16 protein-coding genes are annotated in these 19,735 nt (G+C 55.7%); 6 read left to right on the top strand and 10 right to left on the bottom strand.

Annotated features, from left to right (window positions below; genetic code table 11):
* Positions 1 to 18 precede the first annotated feature (18 nt).
* The 4 genes from BM395_RS13060 to BM395_RS13075 all read left to right on the top strand — a co-directional run bounded on the left by BM395_RS13060 (position 19) and on the right by BM395_RS13075 (position 3,890).
* Complete coding sequence (locus BM395_RS13060; protein ID WP_090512482.1) at positions 19 to 1,008, top strand: hypothetical protein; 990 nt, start codon at positions 19 to 21, stop codon at positions 1,006 to 1,008.
* 115 nt (positions 1,009 to 1,123) lie between these two features.
* Positions 1,124 to 1,804, top strand: coding sequence for a C39 family peptidase (locus BM395_RS13065; protein WP_069900018.1), 681 nt, complete (start codon positions 1,124 to 1,126; stop codon positions 1,802 to 1,804).
* 31 nt (positions 1,805 to 1,835) lie between these two features.
* Positions 1,836 to 2,576, top strand: coding sequence for a hypothetical protein (locus tag BM395_RS13070; RefSeq protein WP_090512484.1), 741 nt, complete (start codon positions 1,836 to 1,838; stop codon positions 2,574 to 2,576).
* 48 nt (positions 2,577 to 2,624) lie between these two features.
* Positions 2,625 to 3,890 carry a transporter gene (locus BM395_RS13075; protein WP_069900020.1) on the top strand — a complete coding sequence of 422 codons (1,266 nt, stop codon included), beginning with the start codon at positions 2,625 to 2,627 and terminating at the stop codon, positions 3,888 to 3,890.
* A 50-nt stretch (positions 3,891 to 3,940) separates the two neighbouring features.
* Here the strand turns inward: BM395_RS13075 and BM395_RS13080 are convergent, their stop codons facing one another.
* Positions 3,941 to 5,269: a sigma-54 dependent transcriptional regulator gene (locus tag BM395_RS13080; protein ID WP_090512487.1), complete on the bottom strand. Its 1,329-nt coding sequence runs from the start codon at positions 5,267 to 5,269 to the stop codon at positions 3,941 to 3,943.
* A gap of 516 nt (positions 5,270 to 5,785) precedes the next feature.
* The gene (locus tag BM395_RS13085) at positions 5,786 to 8,497 is read right to left on the bottom strand and encodes a cation-transporting P-type ATPase (protein ID WP_090512488.1); all 2,712 of its coding nucleotides are present in this window, start codon (positions 8,495 to 8,497) and stop codon (positions 5,786 to 5,788) included.
* Positions 8,498 to 9,278: 781 nt separating this feature from the next.
* Between BM395_RS13085 and BM395_RS13090 the strand changes: the two genes are divergently transcribed.
* Together BM395_RS13090 and BM395_RS13095 are read left to right on the top strand one after the other, a co-directional pair.
* Positions 9,279 to 9,971: a hypothetical protein gene (locus BM395_RS13090; RefSeq protein WP_212633024.1), complete on the top strand. Its 693-nt coding sequence runs from the start codon at positions 9,279 to 9,281 to the stop codon at positions 9,969 to 9,971.
* A 23-nt stretch (positions 9,972 to 9,994) separates the two neighbouring features.
* Positions 9,995 to 10,276, top strand: a complete 282-nt coding sequence (locus BM395_RS13095; protein WP_069900025.1) for a hypothetical protein — start codon at positions 9,995 to 9,997, stop codon at positions 10,274 to 10,276.
* A 160-nt stretch (positions 10,277 to 10,436) separates the two neighbouring features.
* Here the strand turns inward: BM395_RS13095 and glmS are convergent, their stop codons facing one another.
* From glmS to BM395_RS13135, 8 genes are all read right to left on the bottom strand, one after another.
* Positions 10,437 to 12,287: a glutamine--fructose-6-phosphate transaminase (isomerizing) gene (gene glmS / locus BM395_RS13100; RefSeq protein ID WP_090512494.1), complete on the bottom strand. Its 1,851-nt coding sequence runs from the start codon at positions 12,285 to 12,287 to the stop codon at positions 10,437 to 10,439.
* An 11-nt stretch (positions 12,288 to 12,298) separates the two neighbouring features.
* On the bottom strand, positions 12,299 to 13,069 hold the full coding sequence (locus tag BM395_RS13105) for a DeoR/GlpR family DNA-binding transcription regulator (protein ID WP_090512496.1): 771 nt from the start codon (positions 13,067 to 13,069) through the stop codon (positions 12,299 to 12,301).
* A gap of 245 nt (positions 13,070 to 13,314) precedes the next feature.
* Positions 13,315 to 14,676, bottom strand: a complete 1,362-nt coding sequence (gene glmU, locus BM395_RS13110) for a bifunctional UDP-N-acetylglucosamine diphosphorylase/glucosamine-1-phosphate N-acetyltransferase GlmU (protein ID WP_090512498.1) — start codon at positions 14,674 to 14,676, stop codon at positions 13,315 to 13,317.
* 134 nt (positions 14,677 to 14,810) lie between these two features.
* Positions 14,811 to 15,236, bottom strand: coding sequence for a F0F1 ATP synthase subunit epsilon (locus tag BM395_RS13115; RefSeq protein WP_069900035.1), 426 nt, complete (start codon positions 15,234 to 15,236; stop codon positions 14,811 to 14,813).
* A 78-nt stretch (positions 15,237 to 15,314) separates the two neighbouring features.
* Positions 15,315 to 16,691, bottom strand: a complete 1,377-nt coding sequence (gene atpD / locus BM395_RS13120; protein WP_069900036.1) for a F0F1 ATP synthase subunit beta — start codon at positions 16,689 to 16,691, stop codon at positions 15,315 to 15,317.
* Between the two features lie 30 nt (positions 16,692 to 16,721).
* Positions 16,722 to 17,582 (bottom strand): F0F1 ATP synthase subunit gamma, encoded by an 861-nt coding sequence (atpG, locus tag BM395_RS13125; RefSeq protein ID WP_069900037.1) that lies wholly within the window; start codon positions 17,580 to 17,582, stop codon positions 16,722 to 16,724.
* Between the two features lie 50 nt (positions 17,583 to 17,632).
* The gene (atpA, locus tag BM395_RS13130) at positions 17,633 to 19,177 is read right to left on the bottom strand and encodes a F0F1 ATP synthase subunit alpha (RefSeq protein WP_069900038.1); all 1,545 of its coding nucleotides are present in this window, start codon (positions 19,175 to 19,177) and stop codon (positions 17,633 to 17,635) included.
* 21 nt (positions 19,178 to 19,198) lie between these two features.
* On the bottom strand, positions 19,199 to 19,735 hold the full coding sequence (locus tag BM395_RS13135) for a F0F1 ATP synthase subunit delta (protein WP_069900039.1): 537 nt from the start codon (positions 19,733 to 19,735) through the stop codon (positions 19,199 to 19,201).

The raw sequence follows: 19,735 nt of genomic DNA on the forward strand, positions 1-19,735 counted from the left end.
AAGGCAAGGAGATACACCATGAAAACCAAAATGGTAGTAATGACGCCGATCGCTATTGCATTGGCAACCGCCATGGCCGCCACGTCCGCTTATGCCGAAAATAAAAAATCCTGGTTTCCTGAAACAGGTGCCTCGGCAACCGTGGAAGACAGCCAACTGATCCAAAACAACAAGGTAAACAACGAAGGCACTGAAAACACCGCCACTGTTGACGATGTAGGCCAATCGGCATCAGGTAACGTTGGAGTCAACGTCGTTGCCGGTACCAATAACCAGCAAGCCAACGCTGCGGCTCTGGCCAGTGCGGATGCACAATTCATCTTTGGTACCGCTGAAGCGTCTACCAACGTGACCCAGAACCTCAAAAACAACAGCGTCAAAAACTACTCAAACCCAAGCGCTGCCTCACTCACAGGTTCGCTTAACGGTGCGAGTGGTAATGTCGGTGCCAACGTAGCGGCGGGTACTTACAACCAACAGAAGAACGACATGGCTGCCGCTGTGTCTGCCGGTGCTTTCTCTACTGCTAGCAGCAGTGCGACTCAAAGCATCAAAGGCAATACCACCAACAACTACGCCACGCTCGATTACGGCAAGGCCAAAGTTAACCTGACCCTTGAAGGCGAAGGTTCCTACACTGGTATTTCCGATCAGGTTGGCGATGTGTATCTGGATACCTGGTCAGGCCAGACCCATACCGGTGGCAACAACACTGGCCACGTTGACGTCGACAGCGACGCTCAGGGTGCTCAGGCAGGCCCTAATGGTGAAGGCGCGTTCCTCTTCGACGAGGCTGGCGACATCACCCTTGGTGGCTCTGTAACCGGCTCGATCCCGGTTGTTGCAGGGTTCAAAGCTCCGGTGGTCAATACTGCTGATCTGTCCGGCTCGCTCAACCGTGTATCCGGTAACGTCGGTGTGAACATTGCTGCAGGCTCCGGTAACCAGCAGAGCAACTCGCTGGCTATAGCAGCGGGCTGCACCTCGTGCCCAACCGGGGGGGAGTAACAGCTCCTTCAATACCGAGAGGTAATGGAGGAGGTGAAAGACTCTCCTTTTAGCACCCGGTGAAACAGGGCTCCGGCTTCGGCTGGAGCCCTTCTCCCAATCAAAGGACTGACTCATGCGCGGTTTACTGCTCAGCGTTCTGCTACTTACCTGTCCTGCGGCCTTTTCAGCCCAAGTAGGCATACCTGCCATGCAGGGTGGCGGCCTTGTGTACAAGTCCGTTGAAAGTATCCGCGAGCGCAAGTTCAGCAATCTGATCGAGCAGAAAACCGACTTCAGTTGTGGCGCCGCCTCACTCGCCACAGTGCTGTATCAGGCCTACCGTTTCGATATAGACGAGGACATGGTGATCCAGGGAATGCTGGTCAATGCTGACCACGATCTGGTGCAAAGCCAGGGCTTCTCGATGCTGGACATGAAGCGCTATGTGGAAGGTATCGGTATGCGCGCACGCGGCTACCGGATCCCGGCCAAGGAATTGGAAAAGATCAAAGTCCCGGTAGTCGTTCTCCTCGATGTACGCGGCTACAAGCACTTTGTTGTTCTGCAGAAAACCGAGGGCAACTGGGTCTATATCGGCGACCCGGTTTTAGGCCACAAGCGTTATACGCTTGAAGATTTCGAGAGCGGCTGGAATGGCATCGTCTTTGCCGTAATCGGCGCCGGATATGACAAGACCAACGCTTTGCTGGACCCGCCGGTTCCACTCACCGCCAAGCATCAACTGGATCGTTTCAAACCAGTTAATGACGCCGAGTTGATGGAATTCGGATTCATTCAGAGTGACTTCTTCTAATGGCATGTAAGGCAATGCCAAGGAGCACAATATGAAATTTCAAATCTGCCTGGCAGCAGCCTGCTTAGCTGCCAGCTTACCCATTTATGCGGCCAACCCGTTTGTCCCAGTTGAGCTCAGCGACCAGGAGCTTTCACAACTGCGTGGTCGTTACGTATTACCGGGCAGAATAATCAACTTTGGCATCACCATGAGCAGCTCCTGGCAAAACGCCAGCGGCCAAGTATTGGGCGCCAATGTGAGCATGCAGATTCAACAGAACATGCCCAAGCCAGTTTTCAACGTGCAAACCTACAGCCAGTCCGGCAACAGCAGTGAAAATACCCTGGCCAGCAACTCAGGCAACGGCCAGATAGCTGGAGGTAATGGGCTGAATGCGGTGCAGGGAGTTGTGCAAAGCACCCGCTCTGCAGGCGACTACAACAGCAGCTATAACGGCGTAGACATTGAGGTTGCGCATGGCAACACTGCACCCGCGGTGAATGGCCAACCCCTCCTCAACGCCTCATCAACCAGCAGCGAAGCCGGCATGGTCAGCGTTTCGCCAACCAATGGCGGCCTGCAGCTCGCCATCAATGCCAAAGACCACGGTGTGAGCCTGCAGCAACTGGGCGCCGGGGGTGTGATGCAAAGAACAGACATCTCAAGTTCCGGTAATCGCGTGGAAAATATCGCGGCTTTAAGTGTCATGTTGCGCGAAAACTCGGCTGCGGCCGGTGGCTTGGATTGTAATTGGAACCAACTAAACGCCTTACGTCCGACAGGTCTCTGATTATGAACTAGGCTGGTTTTACCTAATAACGAAAGGGAAGCCGTAACAATGCAAAAGCACTTTTCGTTGCGCTTGGTCTTATGTGCTGCGACTGTTTTCCCGGCATCGGTTGTGATGGCTGCAACTGATGCCGAAGTTAATGCACTCAAACAAGAATTAGAACAATTACGACAAAACTATGCAGCCCAACAAAATGCACTTATGGTGCTTGAGCAGCGTTTGAAGCAAGTTGAAGGACAACCCGTAACACCCAACAGACGCCCAATTGTGGCGCCGGTGACGCCACCAAGTGGTACGACAACAGTTGCCAAACAAGAAGGTGCCGGATACGGCGCAGACCTACAGGATGACGGCGCGCCTGCGCGCAGCGTCGAGAACCTTTACAACGAAGCCAGCGGCTTCTTTGGTAACGGCTCGTTCAGCGTGGAAACAGGCCTGACCTACAGCCATTACGACACCCGACAACTGTTCTTGAATGGCTTCCTGGCGCTGGACACCATCTTTCTTGGCAACATTGGCGTCGACCAGATCAATGCCGACACCTTCACCCTCGATGTAACCGGGCGCTATAACTGGCGTGACCGCTGGCAGTTCGATGTCAACGTTCCGGTGGTTTACCGCGACTCGACGTTTGAGTCCGCCGGCGCGGGTGGCGCTTCGAATGCAATTACCGAAGAAACGGTTACGCGTGACCCGGACTTGGGCGATGTGAGTTTCGGGGTTGCCTACAAGTTCATCACCGAAACCGACACCCTGCCCGACGCTGTTGCCAGCTTGCGGGTTAAAGCGCCGACCGGTAACGAGCCTTACGGCATCAAGTTGCGGCCAGTACCGGGCAATGACAACCTCACCGTGCCAGAAGAATTACCCAGTGGTAACGGAGTCTGGTCGGTCAGCCCGGGGATTTCCCTGGTCAAGACAGTCGACCCGGCCGTGCTGTTCGGCAACCTCTCATACACCTATAACTTTGAGGAATCGTTCGACGATATCAGCGCTCAGCAAGGCGTAACCATTCCCGGCAAAGTTCAGTTAGGTAACTGGTTTCAATACGGCCTGGGCATTGCTTTTGCCCTTAACGAGCGCATGAGCCTAGCGATGTCTTACTCGCAACTTATCTCGCAGAAAAGCAAGATCAAACAGGACGGCCAGAGCTGGAACACAGTGCCGAGCAGCGATGCCAACGCCGCTTATTACAACATTGGGATGACCTTTGCAGTCGATCAGAACCTGAGCATTGTGCCGAACCTGTCTGTCGGCCTGACGCCCGACTCACCCGATTTCACCTTCAGCGTGAAATTTCCTTACTACTTTTGAACGTCCCCTGCAAAAACGCCCGGCATGCCGGGCGTTTTTTTATCCACAACTCAGCGGATCTGATGTTTGTGCAACAGCCGATAAAACGTCGGGCGTGAGATGCCCAAGCCGCGTGCAGCGAGTGTCATGTTCTCCGGGTATACCGCCATGGCGTGCTGCAAGGCACGGCACTCGGCCTGCATCTTGTAATGCTCCAGCGTATTTAGGTTTACGTCGATCAACTCAACCTTATCCAGCCCCAGGTCGACACGTTCTATTTGCCGGCCTTCGGCGAGCACCAAACCGCGCCTGACCCGATTGGCCAACTCGCGCACATTGCCTGGCCATGCATGGGCAACCATTGCACGTAGGGCATCTTCACTAAAGCGCTTGGGCTTACGTCCGATTTCCTGGCTGTAGAGATTGACGAAGTGGCTGGCAAGAAACTGCACGTCAGACAACCGATCTCGTAACGGCGCGGTATGCACCTGCAAGACGTTCAGGCGGTAATACAGGTCTTCGCGGAAGCTTCCTCCGCGCACCGCCAGCTCCAGGTCAATGTGAGTAGCCGCAAGCACCCGTACATCAACCTTGATCGGATGGGTGCTGCCCACACGCTCGATCTGCATTTCTTGCAGAAACCGCAGCAAGTTGGCTTGCATCTCCAACGGCAGATCGCCAATTTCATCGAGGAACAGCGTGCCGTTATCAGCCGCCTCTATGCGCCCGATCTTGCGCTGGTGCGCCCCGGTGAACGCGCCCTTCTCGTGACCAAACAACTCGGACTGAATCAGGTGCTCGGGAATGGCCCCGCAGTTAATCGCTATAAACGGTTTATCGGCACGGCTGGATTGCCGGTGCAGCGTACGCGCTACCAACTCCTTGCCGGTGCCACTTTCGCCACGGATCAACACCGGAGACTGCGTGGGCGCCAGCTTGCTGATCAGCTTGCGCAGGTCATCGACACTTGAGCTTTCACCTAGCAACTCATCGTTGTCATCCTGCAGCTTGCAGCTTTTACGGGCGCGCAAACGTACCATTCCATATGCACGGCCCAAGGTGACATGAAACCTCGACACATCGAATGGCAGCGTGTGGTAATCGAAGCACCACTCGCCAACAAAGTCGGCAACTTCCGGCATAGAAACCACTTCAGGGCTGAGTACGGCTATCCATTCGGCCGAACTGCTTCCGAGCAATTGCTTTAAATGTTCACGGTCGCGCAGGGTATCTGGCCCGATGGGGATGAGGCCCACATCGCAGTCACGGCTTTCAGCTTGATCGAGTACGGCGCACTCAACTTGCCAACCTGCCGAGCGCAAGCCAGGCATCAGGCTCCTGCACGCCTCGCACGGATCAATCACCAGAAGACGACGGCAGGATGGATCAGCATCGCGCATAGTGATTCCCTAGAATCATGTAGTTGTCATTTCGAATAGTCCTCGCCAGGCAGAAAACACTGACCAGAATCTCAACTACGAATTGTAACTAATTATAATAAGAACAGCGATTTCAATAACTACAGATATAAATAAACAATCACTGACAGCAACAAAGCATGAAAATATAGCCCTGTAGATAAAACATGTAATTCTTATTGGCTATATAAAACAAACTTTACAACATAATTTTTTCAATCATTTCAACTAACTATAGTTTCAATAACACCCCGGTGCACTGGCTTATCAGTTATGCAAACACCTCCAGCCGACAAGTGACTTATCCACAGCCTGCGAAAAGCCCGGATCAATAACCTGAAAGCACGGACGCTTGGTGCACACCTGAAACGATTGAGGCGCAGACTTTTCGGAGTCTGCGCCTCAACTATTGTGCCCTCCACTTTGTGGATCACCGCGTTCTGACTGCGTCTTCGCGGTTGCTGATCAATGCCAGAGTTTGATCAAACCACTCAAACGTCAACGCCCACGGCGGGCCTTCCATTTGCGAATCACCCACTTCTCCAGTTCCACTGCGAGGAAAACCAAAGCGCCGATGCCAATGGCAACCAACCAGTTACTGAATGGCAAAGGCTGGGTATCGAAGGCTGACTGCATGAAGGGTACATACAGCACCAGGCATTGCAGGAGAATCAGCGCCAGCGTTACGGCGAGTAAGGCGCCGTTGCGAAGCATGGCGGCGTTCAGGGAGAACTCCTCCTGCAGGCGACAGTTGAACAAGTAAGCCCACTGCGAAATAACCAGCGTGTGCAGAACCATGGTCCGGATGTGGTTGGTGTCGGCATTGTTGGCCAGCATCCACGTATCTACCGAGAACGCCGCAGCCGTTAGCAGGATGCCGACGAAAATCACCCGCCACAGAGTAAAGCCACCAAGAATCGACTCATGAACGTCGCGCGGCTTGCGCCGCATCATCCCCGATTCGCCGGGTTCGAAAGCCAAACCGAAAGACAAGGTGGTAGCAGTCGCCATGTTCATCCACAGAACTTGCAGCGGCGAAAGCGGAACCACCATCCCTGCGAGAATGGCGATAACGATGATTAACCCTTGCGCCATACTGGTTGGCAAGACGAACAGCACCGTCTTCTTCAGGTTGTCATAGACCCGCCGGCCCTCACGCACGGCTCCGGCAATTGTCGAGAAGTTATCGTCGGTTAGCACCATGTCGGCGGCCTCTTTGGTCACCTCGGTGCCCTTGATACCCATGGCGATGCCAACGTCTGCCTGCTTCAGCGCCGGCGCGTCATTGACGCCATCGCCGGTCATGCCTACAACCTGATCATTCGCTTGCAGAGCACGCACCAGCCGCAGTTTGTGTTCGGGGCTGGTCCGCGCGAACACTGAATACTGCATGGCACGCGACTTCAACTCGCTGTCGTCGATGGCCTCCAGTTCATGGCCAGTCATGGCGCGCAAGTCGGTGCCCATGCCAAGCATGCCGGCGATGGCCACGGCAGTATCCGGGTGGTCGCCGGTAATCATCTTGACCTGAATACCCGCCTGCCGGCACATGGCGATAGCTTCGATCGCCTCGGGGCGCGGCGGGTCCATCAACCCGGCAATGCCGAGAAAGACCATACCCTGCTGCACATCCGGATGATCAATCTCGCTATCAGCGCCAGGCACTGGCCGGTAAGCAGCCGCCAGCATGCGCAAGCCCTGGCTGGCGATATGGCCCATCTCACGCTCCCAGTAATCGCGATCCAGCGGTTGGATACCATCTTTACCCAATTGCTGCTCGCACATACCCAACAACACATCGGGTGCGCCTTTCAGGTAGATCAGGTTTTCATCGCCAACATCGCAGCGTCGGGCCATGTACTTGTACGATGAGTCGAAAGGAATCTTGCCCAGCCGCCTTACTTCCTGCGCAGGCAGCTCAGCCTTACGCGCCAGCACCTTGAGCGCGCCTTCGGTAGGGCCACCGACCACACCCCAGCGCCCGCTGTCATCGCGCTGCACGCTGCTGTCGTTACAGGTATCAACTGCGCGGATAAAGGCCTCGAGGTTCGGGTGATCGGCCCAGTTAATCGGCGCAGTACCACCCGCCAGCGTGATACGGCCCTTGGGCTCGTAGCTCTGCCCTTCGACGTTAAAGCTGGTATCGGCAGTCAGCACGCTCCTGACCGTCATTTCGTTCATGGTCAGGGTGCCGGTCTTGTCCGAACAAATAACGCTCATCGCACCAAGCGTCTCGACCGTCGGCAGCTTGCGAATAATCGCCTTGTTGGTCGCCATGCGCTGCACACCGATGGACAAGATCATCGAGACAATCGCTGGCAGCCCCTCGGGCACCGCCGCCACGGCCAGGCTGATCAGCGACAGCAACAGCTCGCCGAACGGGTAGTCATGCAAGAAGAAGCCGATGACAAAAAGCACCAGCATCATGCCGACGATGAGCTGGAAGATACGCTTGCCCATCTGGTCGATCTGCCGCAGCAGCGGAGTCCGGCTCTCATCCACCGTGGCGATCATACGGTTGATCTTGCCCAGCTCGGTAGACACACCGGTCTCGACTACCACGCCCTTGGCGTTTCCCGCGCTGACACTGGTACCGGAAAACGCCAGATTGAGCCGATCAGCCAGCAGCACCTCTTGGTCGATGACCTCGACCTGCTTGTCCACAGTCATGGACTCGCCCGTGAGCATCGACTCCTCGACCTGTAAGTGATGCGCCTCATACAGCCGCACATCCGCCGGAATCTTATCGCCGGGACGCAGGATGACTATGTCACCCGGCACCAGCTCGCGGGCGTCAATCTTCATCTTGTTGCCGTTGCGCACCACCTGAGCATGACTGCTGAGCATGCCGCGCAACGCCGCCAGGGATTTCTCCGCCTTGTTCTCCTGAAAGAAGCCAATGGCGGCGTTGATCACTGCCACACTGAGGATCACCACCGTGTCGGTCCAGTGCCCCATCAGCGCGGTAGCGGCTGCGGCCGCCAGCAAAATATAAATCAGCACATCGTTGAAATGCCGGGCGAAACGTAGCCAGACCGGATCAACGGCCTTGGCTGGCAAGGCATTGGCGCCCACGCGAAGCAGCCGCGCGGCAGCCTCTTCCGGAGCCAGCCCGCTGGTGCTGGTTTGCAGATCGGCCATCGCCTGCTCCGCACTCTTGCGGTACCACTGGCTCGGGTGATCTTGCGTGTTGGGTTGCATCGAATCCATAAAGTCCTCCCAATTGACGCCCTGAATAGGAAGCGGGCGCGGGACTAATCAGCACGGACGAGCACATGCTGGGGTGTTCGCCCTCACTCCTGAATGCAGGAGTCTAGACAGTAATTATCCTCCCTTGCCCGGAGGCGGATTTGATGCAGGTCAGGGGTCTTTCTTCACCGGCCTGGCACAACTCTGGACAGCTGTGGACACTGCAGTACGCGTTGGTTGCGATGCCAGCCATTTAAGAATGGCACTACGTTCTGGAGGCTAATGGGTTGCCTGTTTGATCTGACTGAGACCTGAATTGCCAGAAAGCCAGTGCATCGAGCCTTAGCCCGGTCTTTCGTGGAGAGGCAAAGGCTCGCGTTTGATGAGGCAAAACCGAAGAACCTTGCCAAACAACGAATAGGAGTCGATATCAAGTCGCTCCGAAACTAGACTCGATAGGTATGTAACGTCACGTGAGTGGTGCGAAGCAAAGTTTCCAGCAGCCCTTTTCAGGTTGATGGCTTGCCCGTTGCTGATGACACGGCTGTGCTTGATGGCGATCAGCTCCAGCGTGAAGTTAGGTCTTGCCTACACCGGTCAATTCGCCAGTAATGTTACTGACAGTGGCGTTAGCTCCCAGCTGATTGTGGAGTTCTGTCAGCTACAGACTGTCCGCAGGTGTGGACTGTGACAGCCACACATTGACCGGCGTAATACGCTGGCCAAGGAGCAGAAAATTAAATCGTCTCTCGTAACCTGTTCAAGCTACTTGCTGGCCGCATTTATGTTGATGGCCGGCTCGATGAGCCACGCCGCCGAGGATATACGTACTGAGCGGGTACATTTCAAGAAAGGCACGAGCGGCGCGGTGGTCGAGGGCACCATCAAGGGTTACCAAGTTGTCGACTATGTATTGAATGCCCGCGAAGGCCAGCAGATGCAGGCCAGTCTGGCGACAAAAAATACAGCTACCTATTTCAACATTCTGGCGCCCGGCGAGACTGAACAAGCCATGTTCAACGGCTCCATGGACGAAAACCAGTACGAAGGCATTTTGCCGAAAAGTGGCGACTACAAGATTCGCGTTTACATGATGCGATCTGCAGCGCGCCGCAACGAGGTAGCGCCGTACCGACTTGAAATGAACATCAACGCTGTAACTTCAACTTCTGAGGCACCCAGCAACGATGTTCTGGTGCCGGGAACAGAATTCCATGCCACCGGCTCGATCCCCTGCTCGATGACCCGAGGTCAGCCGGCTGGCACCTGTGAATTTGGCGTGGTGCGCAGCGGTAATGGCGGCGGCACGGTGACGATCAGCAAAGGCGACGGTGGCAAGCGCGTCATCTTTTTCGAGAATGGCAACGCAACCGGCTACGATCAGAGTCAGGCTGACACCGGTAAGTTTTCTGCCAGCAAAGAGGCCGATCTGAGCATCATCCGCATCGGTGACGAGCGCTACGAAATTCCCGATGCGGTTGTATTTGGGGGCTGAAACCAAAACGCACAGAGGCGCTCATGGAATACATCGCGCAAGTTTTGATCGGTAAACCCCTGAACATACTTATCGTATCTGTTCTGTTATTCGTGGGATTCCTTGCCGTGCGAAACAGAGCAAAACGCCCGCCAAGACTCAGCGGCGCCTTATTGCTGGCGGCGATTTTGTGGGCTGTTTATGCGGCCTGGGAATGGCTGATTTTGCTATATACGCCCGAAGCAAATATCCGCGTCGACTTGCTGCTGATCTGGCCTGTGCTGACAGCTTCCCTGTTGTGGGTGGTATTTCGCTGCTTTCGATAATTGGCTTTCAGCTCTACGTCTGGGTGACACCAGTCTTGCAAAGGTTCATGCGCTTGAAGGAGACACGCGTGGACGGTGCAAGGGTGCACCGTCCAGCATGATCAGAGTTTGCAGGGTTGCTGCGCGGCAGACTTAATGGCTAAAAATCTGTCCTAACTGCTTACTCAACAGTAACCGACTTGGCCAGGTTGCGTGGCTGATCGACGTCGGTGCCTTTGAGTACGGCAACGTAGTACGAGAGCAACTGCAGCGGAATGGTGTACAGAATCGGCGCCAGCGCATCGTGGATGTGCGGCATGTTCACCACGTGTGTGCCTTCGCCATTGCTCATGGCCGCTTGCTCATCGGCGAACACGATCAGCTCGCCGCCACGGGCGCGTACTTCCTGAAGGTTGGATTTGAGCTTTTCCAGCAGTTCGTTGTTCGGCGCAACGGTGACCACCGGCATATCGGCATCAACCAGCGCCAACGGGCCGTGCTTCAGCTCACCGGCCGGATACGCCTCGGCGTGGATATAGGAGATTTCCTTGAGCTTGAGTGCGCCCTCCATTGCTACGGGATACTGCGCGCCACGACCGAGGAACAGAGTGTGATGCTTCTCGGCGAAGTGCTCAGACACCTTCTCAACCACATGATCCATCGCCAGCGCTTCGCCCAAACGCGTCGGCAGGCGGCGCAGTTCGGCAACCAGTTCGGCCTCGACTTTCGCCTCTAGCGTGCCACGCACCCGGCCCAACGCCAGGGTCAGCAGCATCAGGGCTACCAACTGTGTGGTGAAGGCTTTGGTCGATGCCACGCCAATTTCCGGGCCTGCCAGCGTGAGCAGAGTCAGGTCGGATTCACGTACCAGCGAGCTGATGCCCACATTGCAAATCGCCAGGCTGGCAAGATAGCCGCCATTGCCTGGGGATAAGTCTTTGGCATTGCGCAAGGCGGCCAAGGTGTCGGCGGTTTCACCGGACTGCGAAATGCTTACGAACAGCGTGTCTGGCTGTACCACGACCTTGCGGTAACGGAACTCGCTGGCTACTTCGATCTGGCATGGAATGCCGGCTAACTCTTCGAGCCAGTAACGCGCGACCATACCGGCGTGATAGCTGGTGCCGCAGGCCACAATCTGGATGTTCTTGGCTTTGGCAAAAATCTCGGCCGCTTGCGGGCCGAACGCCTGAACCAGAACATGATCTTCACCCAGACGGCCTTCCAGCGTGCGCTGCACAACGCTGGGTTGCTCGTGAATCTCTTTGAGCATGAAGTGGCGGAACTCGCCTTTATCCGCCGCCTCAGCGCCTTCGTGATACTGCACTTGTTCGCGGGTGACCGGCGCACCGCTGACATCCCAGATCTGTACGCTGTCACGGGTGATCTCAGCGATGTCGCCCTCTTCGAGGTACATGAAGCGATCGGTAACCTGACGCAGCGCCAGTTGATCGGAGGCCAGGAAGTTTTCGCCCAGACCCAAACCAATCACCAGCGGGCTGCCACTGCGCGCCGCCAGAATACGATCCGGTTGTTTGGCACTGATAACCGCCAGACCGTATGCACCGTGCAGTTGCTTAACGGCGATTTTAAGCGCAGCCGCCAGGTCCGGCTGAGTTTTCAGGGTGTGGTCGAGCAGGTGCACGATCACTTCGGTGTCGGTATCCGAGCTGAAGGTGTAACCGAAGCCCTTGAGCTCTTCGCGCAGAGCTTCATGGTTTTCGATGATGCCGTTGTGCACAACGGCCAGCTGATTACCGGAGAAATGCGGGTGCGCATTGCGCTCGCTCGGTGCACCGTGGGTGGCCCAACGTGTGTGCGCGATACCGACGCGACCCGGCAACGGATCAGCCGCGAGCGCAGCATCGAGTTCGCTGACCTTACCGACACGGCGGCGGCGATCAAGTACCCCAGCGTCATTGATCAGGGCAACACCCGCGCTGTCGTAACCGCGATATTCGAGGCGCTTGAGCCCCTCGACCAACACCGCCGTGATATTACGCTCAGCTACCGCACCGACGATTCCACACATAGTTGCTCTCCTTAAGCCTCGACACTTACGCAGATCAGATTGATCCCGCGTGCGCTCAATTGTTCACGAGCGTCTGCCGACAGGCGCTCATCAGTAATTAGGGTATTCACATTGCCCCAGGGCAATTCCAGATTGGGGATCTTGCGGCCAATCTTGTCACTCTCAACCATTACCACCACTTCCCGGGCGACTTCAGCCATGACACGGCTCAGGCCCAGCAGTTCATTGAACGTCGTGGTGCCACGATGCAGATCGATACCGTCTGCGCCAATGAACAGTTGATCAAAATCGTAGGAACGCAGCACTTGCTCAGCGACCTGGCCCTGAAACGACTCGGAATGCGGGTCCCAAGTGCCGCCAGTCATCAGCAGAACGGGCTCATGCTCGATATCACGCAGGGCGTTGGCGACATTCAGCGAATTGGTCATGACCACCAGCCCCGGCTTGTGGCCGAGCTCGGGAATCATGGCCGCGGTGGTGGTGCCGCTGTCGATGATAATGCGCGCATGCTCGCGAATCCGCGCCACGCCAGCTTTGGCAATGGCCAGCTTATAAGGCGAAACCTTCTGACCCGCATCGGCAATAAATTCCTGCGGCATCAGCACCGCGCCGCCATAGCGCCGCAGTAATAAACCGTTGGTCTCAAGTGCAGCGAGGTCTTTGCGAATGGTCACTTCAGAAGTCGAAAAGGCTTTTGCCAGCTCATCCACACTCACCTCACCCTGCTCATTGAGCAAAGCAAGGATGGAGTGACGACGTTGCGGGGTGTTGCGTTTTGACATGCTAAGTTTCGATTCGAAAGATAATTGCGTGAATCAAAACCTAATGAGGCTTTTTGGTCAAGTAAAACCACAAAAAAGGCCGCCAAATGGCAGCCTTTTTTACTTATCAACAGAGCAAACGAAACTTAGCTAGGCTTTATGCACAAGGTGCTTTTATCCACAACGATTGAAAAAATCGCGCTTGGATAACTTCTCAGCCTAACCAGTCGGCTGTGGATAAGCCTCAGCGCTTACCCACAAGCCTCTTACTTGTTTTTGATTGGCCGCTTCCAGCCAGCAATATTGCGCTGCCGGGCCCGGCCAACAGCCAGGTTATCCACCGGTACTTCGCTGGTAATAACCGAACCCGCGCCTGTCACCGCGCGATCACCCAGACTCACCGGGGCAACCAATGAGCTGTTCGAGCCGATAAACACGTCTTCACCCATCACGGTGCGGTGCTTATTGGCGCCGTCATAGTTACAGGTGATGGTGCCTGCGCCGATGTTGCTGCGCGCACCGATTTCAGCGTCACCCAGATAGCTCAGGTGGCCCGCTTTGGCGCCTTCGCCCAGCACCGCGTTCTTCAACTCGACAAAGTTACCCACATGGGCTTTTTTGCCCAGCACAGCGCCAGGCCGCAGACGTGCGAATGGACCGCAATCACTGCCTTCGCCCATCTCAGCGCCTTCGAGGTGGCTGTTGGCTTTGACCACAACGCCTTTGCGCAGGATCGAGTCCTTGATGAAGCAGTTGGCGCCGATTTGCACGCCATCCTCGATCACCACTTTGCCTTCGAGAATCACGTTGATGTCGATCATCACGTCGCGACCGACAGTCACCTCACCGCGCAGGTCAAAACGCGCTGGATCACGCAGGGTCACGCCCTGTGTCATCAGTGCACGTGCGGCGCGCTGCTGGTAATGACGCTCAAGCTCGGCGAGCTGGATCCGGTCATTGGCGCCCTGCACTTCCATCGCATCCAATGGCTGTTCAGTGGCAACGACCAGACCATCGTTGACGGCCATCGCAATCACGTCAGTCAGGTAATACTCGCCTTGAGCGTTGCTGTTGGACAACCGGCCGAGCCACTCGCCAAGCTTGCTAGCCGGAACGGCAAGAATGCCGGTATTGCCTTCGGTAATCAGGCGCTGCGCTTCGCTGGCGTCCTTGTGTTCGACGATAGCCTCAACCTGGCCTGCGGCGTTACGCACGATGCGGCCATAGCCGGTCGGGTCTGGCAGGGTCACGGTGAGCAAGCCCAGTTGCTGGTCGGAGACCTGCAGCAGCAGACGCTCAAGGGTACTTTTTTCAATCAGCGGTACATCGCCGTACAGGATCAGTACACGCTCAGCTGTTAATGCCGGCAGAGCCTGCGCAACCGCGTGGCCTGTGCCCAACTGCTCGGTTTGCATGACAAAGTTGAGGTCATCGCCGGCCAGGCGTTCACGCACGGTGTCCGCACCGTGGCCGATGACCACATGAATGCCCTGCGGCTGAAGCTCACGCGCGGTGTCGATGACGTGGCCAAGCATGGATTTGCCGGCAACCGGGTGAAGAACCTTGGGCAAAGCTGAACGCATCCGCGTGCCTTGGCCTGCTGCGAGAATCACGATATCAAGGGACATAACGAAGATTTACCGGTGATTGAAGGTGAATTTCGAGGAGCACTGATCGACTGTTTCCTTGATCAATCAGTAGAAAAACAAAAGGGTAGCCTAAGCTACCCCTTTATTTATACACAGAGAAATCAAAGCGCTGATTAGCCGCCAAATTTCTTGCGCAGCTGCTGAACTGTACGCAGTTGAGCCGTAGCTTCAGCCAAGCGTGCAGCGGCAGAGCCGTAATCGAACTCGGCGCCTTGCTCATGCAGTGCTTTCTCAGCAGCCTTGAGGGCTTCCTGAGCGGCAACTTCATCGAGATCTGCAGCGCGCTGCACGGTGTCGGCGAGAACCTTGACCATGTTTGGCTGCACTTCGAGGAAACCACCTGAGATGTAGAACACCTCTGCTTCACCGCCTTGCTTGATCAAGCGGATCGGACCCGGCTTGAGATCAGTGATCAGCGGCGCGTGGCCTGGAGCGATACCGATATCACCCAGGTTACCGTGCGCAATCACCATCTCGACCAGGCCGGAAAACATCTCCGCTTCTGCGCTGACGATATCGCAATGGACTGTCATAGCCATAACCTTGCCTCACATAACAGCTTGTGGATAACATTTTACACACAAGCCGATGCGCCTGTTGCCAGGCGCAAACGGTGATTACAGTTTCTTCGCTTTCTCTACGGCTTCTTCAATGCTGCCGACCATGTAGAACGCTTGCTCTGGCAAGTGATCGTAGTCGCCTTTGAGGATGCCGCTGAAGCCTGCGATGGTGTCTTTCAGGGAAACGTATTTGCCTGGAGAACCGGTGAAGACTTCGGCCACGAAGAATGGCTGAGACAGGAAGCGCTGAATCTTACGAGCACGGGATACCAACTGCTTATCGGATTCGGACAGTTCGTCCATACCCAGAATCGCAATGATGTCCTTCAGCTCTTTGTAACGCTGCAGTACGTACTGAACGCCACGTGCGGTGTCGTAGTGCTCCTGACCAATTACCAGCGGATCGAGCTGGCGAGAGGTGGAGTCCAACGGGTCCACAGCTGGGTAGATACCCAGAGAGGCGATGTCACGAGACAATACGACGGTTGCGTCCAAGTGGGCGAAGGTGGTCGCCGGGGACGGGTCAGTCAAGTCATCCGCAGGTACGTATACGGCCTGGATCGAAGTAATCGAACCGGTCTTGGTCGAAGTGATACGCTCTTGCAGAACGCCCATCTCTTCGGCCAGAGTCGGCTGATAACCTACTGCCGACGGCATACGGCCGAGCAGTGCGGATACTTCAGTACCGGCCAGGGTGTAACGGTAGATGTTGTCCACGAAGAACAGTACGTCGCGGCCTTCATCACGGAACTTCTCAGCCATAGTCAGACCGGTCAACGCTACGCGCAGACGGTTGCCTGGTGGCTCGTTCATCTGACCGTAGACCAGGGCTACTTTGTCGAGAACGTTGGAATCCTTCATCTCGTGGTAGAAGTCGTTACCCTCACGAGTACGCTCACCCACACCGGCGAACACAGAATAACCGCTGTGCTCGATGGCGATGTTACGGATCAGTTCCATCATGTTTACGGTTTTACCAACACCGGCACCACCGAACAGACCAACTTTACCGCCTTTGGCGAACGGGCAGATCAAGTCGATAACCTTGATGCCTGTTTCCAGCAGTTCGTTGCTGCCAGCTTGCTCAGCGTAAGTTGGCGCAGGACGGTGAATGCCCCAACGCTCTTCTTCGCCGATCGGGCCAGCTTCGTCGATCGGGTTGCCCAGCACGTCCATGATACGGCCCAGGGTCTTAACCCCGACCGGTACCTGGATGTTAGTGCCAGTACTGGTTACGTCGAGGCCACGTTTCAGGCCTTCGGTCGAACCCATTGCAATTGTACGAACCACGCCGTCGCCCAGCTGCTGCTGAACTTCGAGGGTGGTTTCAGCGCCGACTACTTTCAACGCTTCATAAACACTCGGCACATGATCACGCGGGAATTCCACGTCGATAACGGCGCCGATGATTTGAACGATACGTCCGCTACTCATCTTTGGTTCCTCTGAATATTTGAACCGTTCTTAAACCGCGGCAGCGCCGCCGACGATTTCCGAAATCTCTTGGGTAATTGCTGCCTGACGCGCCTTGTTATAGACCAGTTGTAGATCACTGATCAGATCACCGGCGTTGTCGGTGGCGTTCTTCATTGCAATCATCCGCGCAGCTTGTTCAGCTGCGTTGTTCTCAACCACTGCCTGGTAAACCTGCGACTCCACGTAACGTACCATCAAGCCGTCGAGCAGCTCTTTGGCGTCGGGTTCGTACAGGTAGTCCCAGTGATGCTTGAGACCTTCATCCGGAGTCGCCACCAATGGAATCAATTGTTCCACTGTCGGCTTTTGCGTCATGGTGTTGACGAACTTGTTCGAGACCACGGACAAACGATCGATACGACCTTCGAGGTACGCATCGAGCATTACCTTGACGCTACCAATCAGATCATTGATCGATGGTTCTTCGCCCAGGTGGCTGATCGCAGCAACTACATTGCCACCAAAGTTGCGGAAGAAGCCCGCGCCCTTGCTGCCAATTACGCAGAGATCAATCTCTACGCCTTGCTCGCGATTGCTCGCCATGTCTTTGACCAGAGCCTTGAACAGGTTGGTATTCAGACCACCACACAGACCACGGTCACTGCTCACCACCACATAACCTACACGCTTTACTTCGCGCTCGATCATGAACGGATGACGGTATTCCGGGTTAGCGTTGGCCAGATGACCAATAACCTGGCGGATACGCTCCGCGTAAGGACGGCTAGACGCCATGCGCATTTGTGCTCTGCGCATTTTGCTGACCGCCACTTTCTCCATGGCGCTGGTGATCTTCTGCGTGCTTTTGATGCTCGCAATCTTGCTGCGAATCTCTTTTGCGCCTGCCATTTGACACCTATCAGGTTAGCAAGCGAGGGCCGCTAAGCCCTCGCTGCGGCTTACCAGGTTTGGGTGGCTTTGAACTTCTCGACACCGGCTTTGAGGCCTGCGTCGATTTCGTCGTTGAAGTCACCCTTCACGTTGATCTTCGCCATCAAATCGGCGTGATCACGGTTGAAGTAAGCAATCAGAGCCTGTTCGAAAGCGCCAACTTTGGCAACTTCGATATCACGCAGGAAGCCACGTTCTGCTGCGTACAGCGACAGTGACATATCTGCGATGGACATAGGCGCATACTGCTTCTGCTTCATCAGCTCAGTTACACGTTCGCCGTGCTCAAGCTGCTTACGAGTGGCTTCGTCCAGGTCAGATGCGAACTGGGCGAATGCCGCCAATTCACGGTACTGAGCCAGAGCGGTACGGATACCACCGGAAAGCTTCTTGATGATCTTGGTCTGAGCCGCGCCACCAACACGAGATACCGAAATACCAGCGTTGACCGCCGGACGGATACCCGAGTTGAACATCGAGGTCTCAAGGAAGATCTGACCGTCGGTGATCGAGATCACGTTGGTCGGTACGAACGCAGAAACGTCGCCAGCCTGGGTCTCAATGATTGGCAGAGCGGTCAAAGAACCGGTCTTGCCAGTCACGGCGCCATTGGTGAACTTCTCAACGTACTCTTCGGATACGCGCGATGCACGCTCCAACAGACGGCTGTGGAGATAGAACACGTCGCCTGGGTAAGCTTCACGGCCCGGCGGACGGCGCAGCAACAGGGAAATCTGACGATAAGCCACTGCTTGCTTGGACAGATCGTCATAAACGATCAGCGCGTCTTCACCACGGTCACGGAAGTATTCACCCATGGTGCAACCGGAGTAGGCAGAAATGTACTGCAGAGCTGGCGATTCGGAAGCCGAAGCAGCCACCACGATGGTGTTTGCCAGAGCGCCGTTTTCTTCCAGCTTGCGCACAACGTTAGCGATGGTCGATTGCTTCTGACCGATTGCTACGTAGACGCACTTAATGCCGCTGTCTTTCTGATTGATGATGGCGTCGACTGCCAGAGCAGTCTTACCGATCTGACGGTCACCAATGATCAGCTCACGCTGGCCACGGCCTACCGGGATCATGGCATCGACTGACTTGTAGCCAGTCTGTACCGGCTGATCAACCGACTTACGCCAGATCACGCCCGGTGCAACCTTTTCAACAGCGTCGGTAGCAACGTTGTTCAGCGGGCCTTTACCGTCGATTGGGTTACCCAATGCGTCAACAACGCGGCCCAGCAGTTCCGGACCAACCGGAACTTCCAGGATGCGGCCGGTGCACTTGGCGCTCATGCCTTCAGCGAGCGACGTGTACGCACCCAGTACCACCGCACCTACGGAGTCTTGCTCCAGGTTCAGTGCCATACCGTAGACGCTACCCGGGAACTCGATCATTTCGCCGTACATAGCATCGGCGAGACCGTGAATACGCACGATACCGTCAGATACGCTGACGATAGTGCCTTCGTTTCGGGCTTGGGAAGAGACGTCGAGATTCTCGATACGTCCCTTGATGATTTCACTTATTTCGGAAGGATTGAGTTGCTGCATAGCTCTGCTGCCCCTTCAAACTCAAGATTTCAATGCTTCGGCCAGCTTCGCGATTTTGCCGCGAACTGAGCCATCGATAACCAGGTCGCCGGCGCGAATGATGACACCACCGATAAGGGCAGCATCCTCCGCGGCGTGCAGACGCACTTCTCGGCCGAGCCGTGCACTGAGAACCTTGGCGAGTTTGTCTTGCTGTTCATCGTTCAACGCAAAGGCGCTAGTAACGTCCACATCAATCGACTTTTCCTGCTCGGCTTTTAACAGCTCGAACAGTTCAGACACGTGTGGCAGCAATGCCAGACGGTCGTTTTCAGCCAGGATGTGGATGAAATTGCTAACCGATCCATCAAACTTGTCACCACACACCTCAACAAAGGTGGTGGCCTTGTCTTTACTCGTCAAACGCGGGGCCTTGAGCACGCGCTGCATGGTGTCGTCTTGCGACACCTCTGCAGCCAGGCCGAGCATGGCTGACCAATTGGCCAGCTGCTGGTGGGCCTGGGCGTACTCGAAGGCAGCCTTAGCGTAAGGTCGGGCCAACGTGGTCAATTCTGCCAT

It is taken from the genome of Pseudomonas marincola (assembly GCF_900116605.1).
Taxonomy (GTDB): Bacteria; Pseudomonadota; Gammaproteobacteria; order Pseudomonadales; family Pseudomonadaceae; genus Aquipseudomonas; species Aquipseudomonas marincola.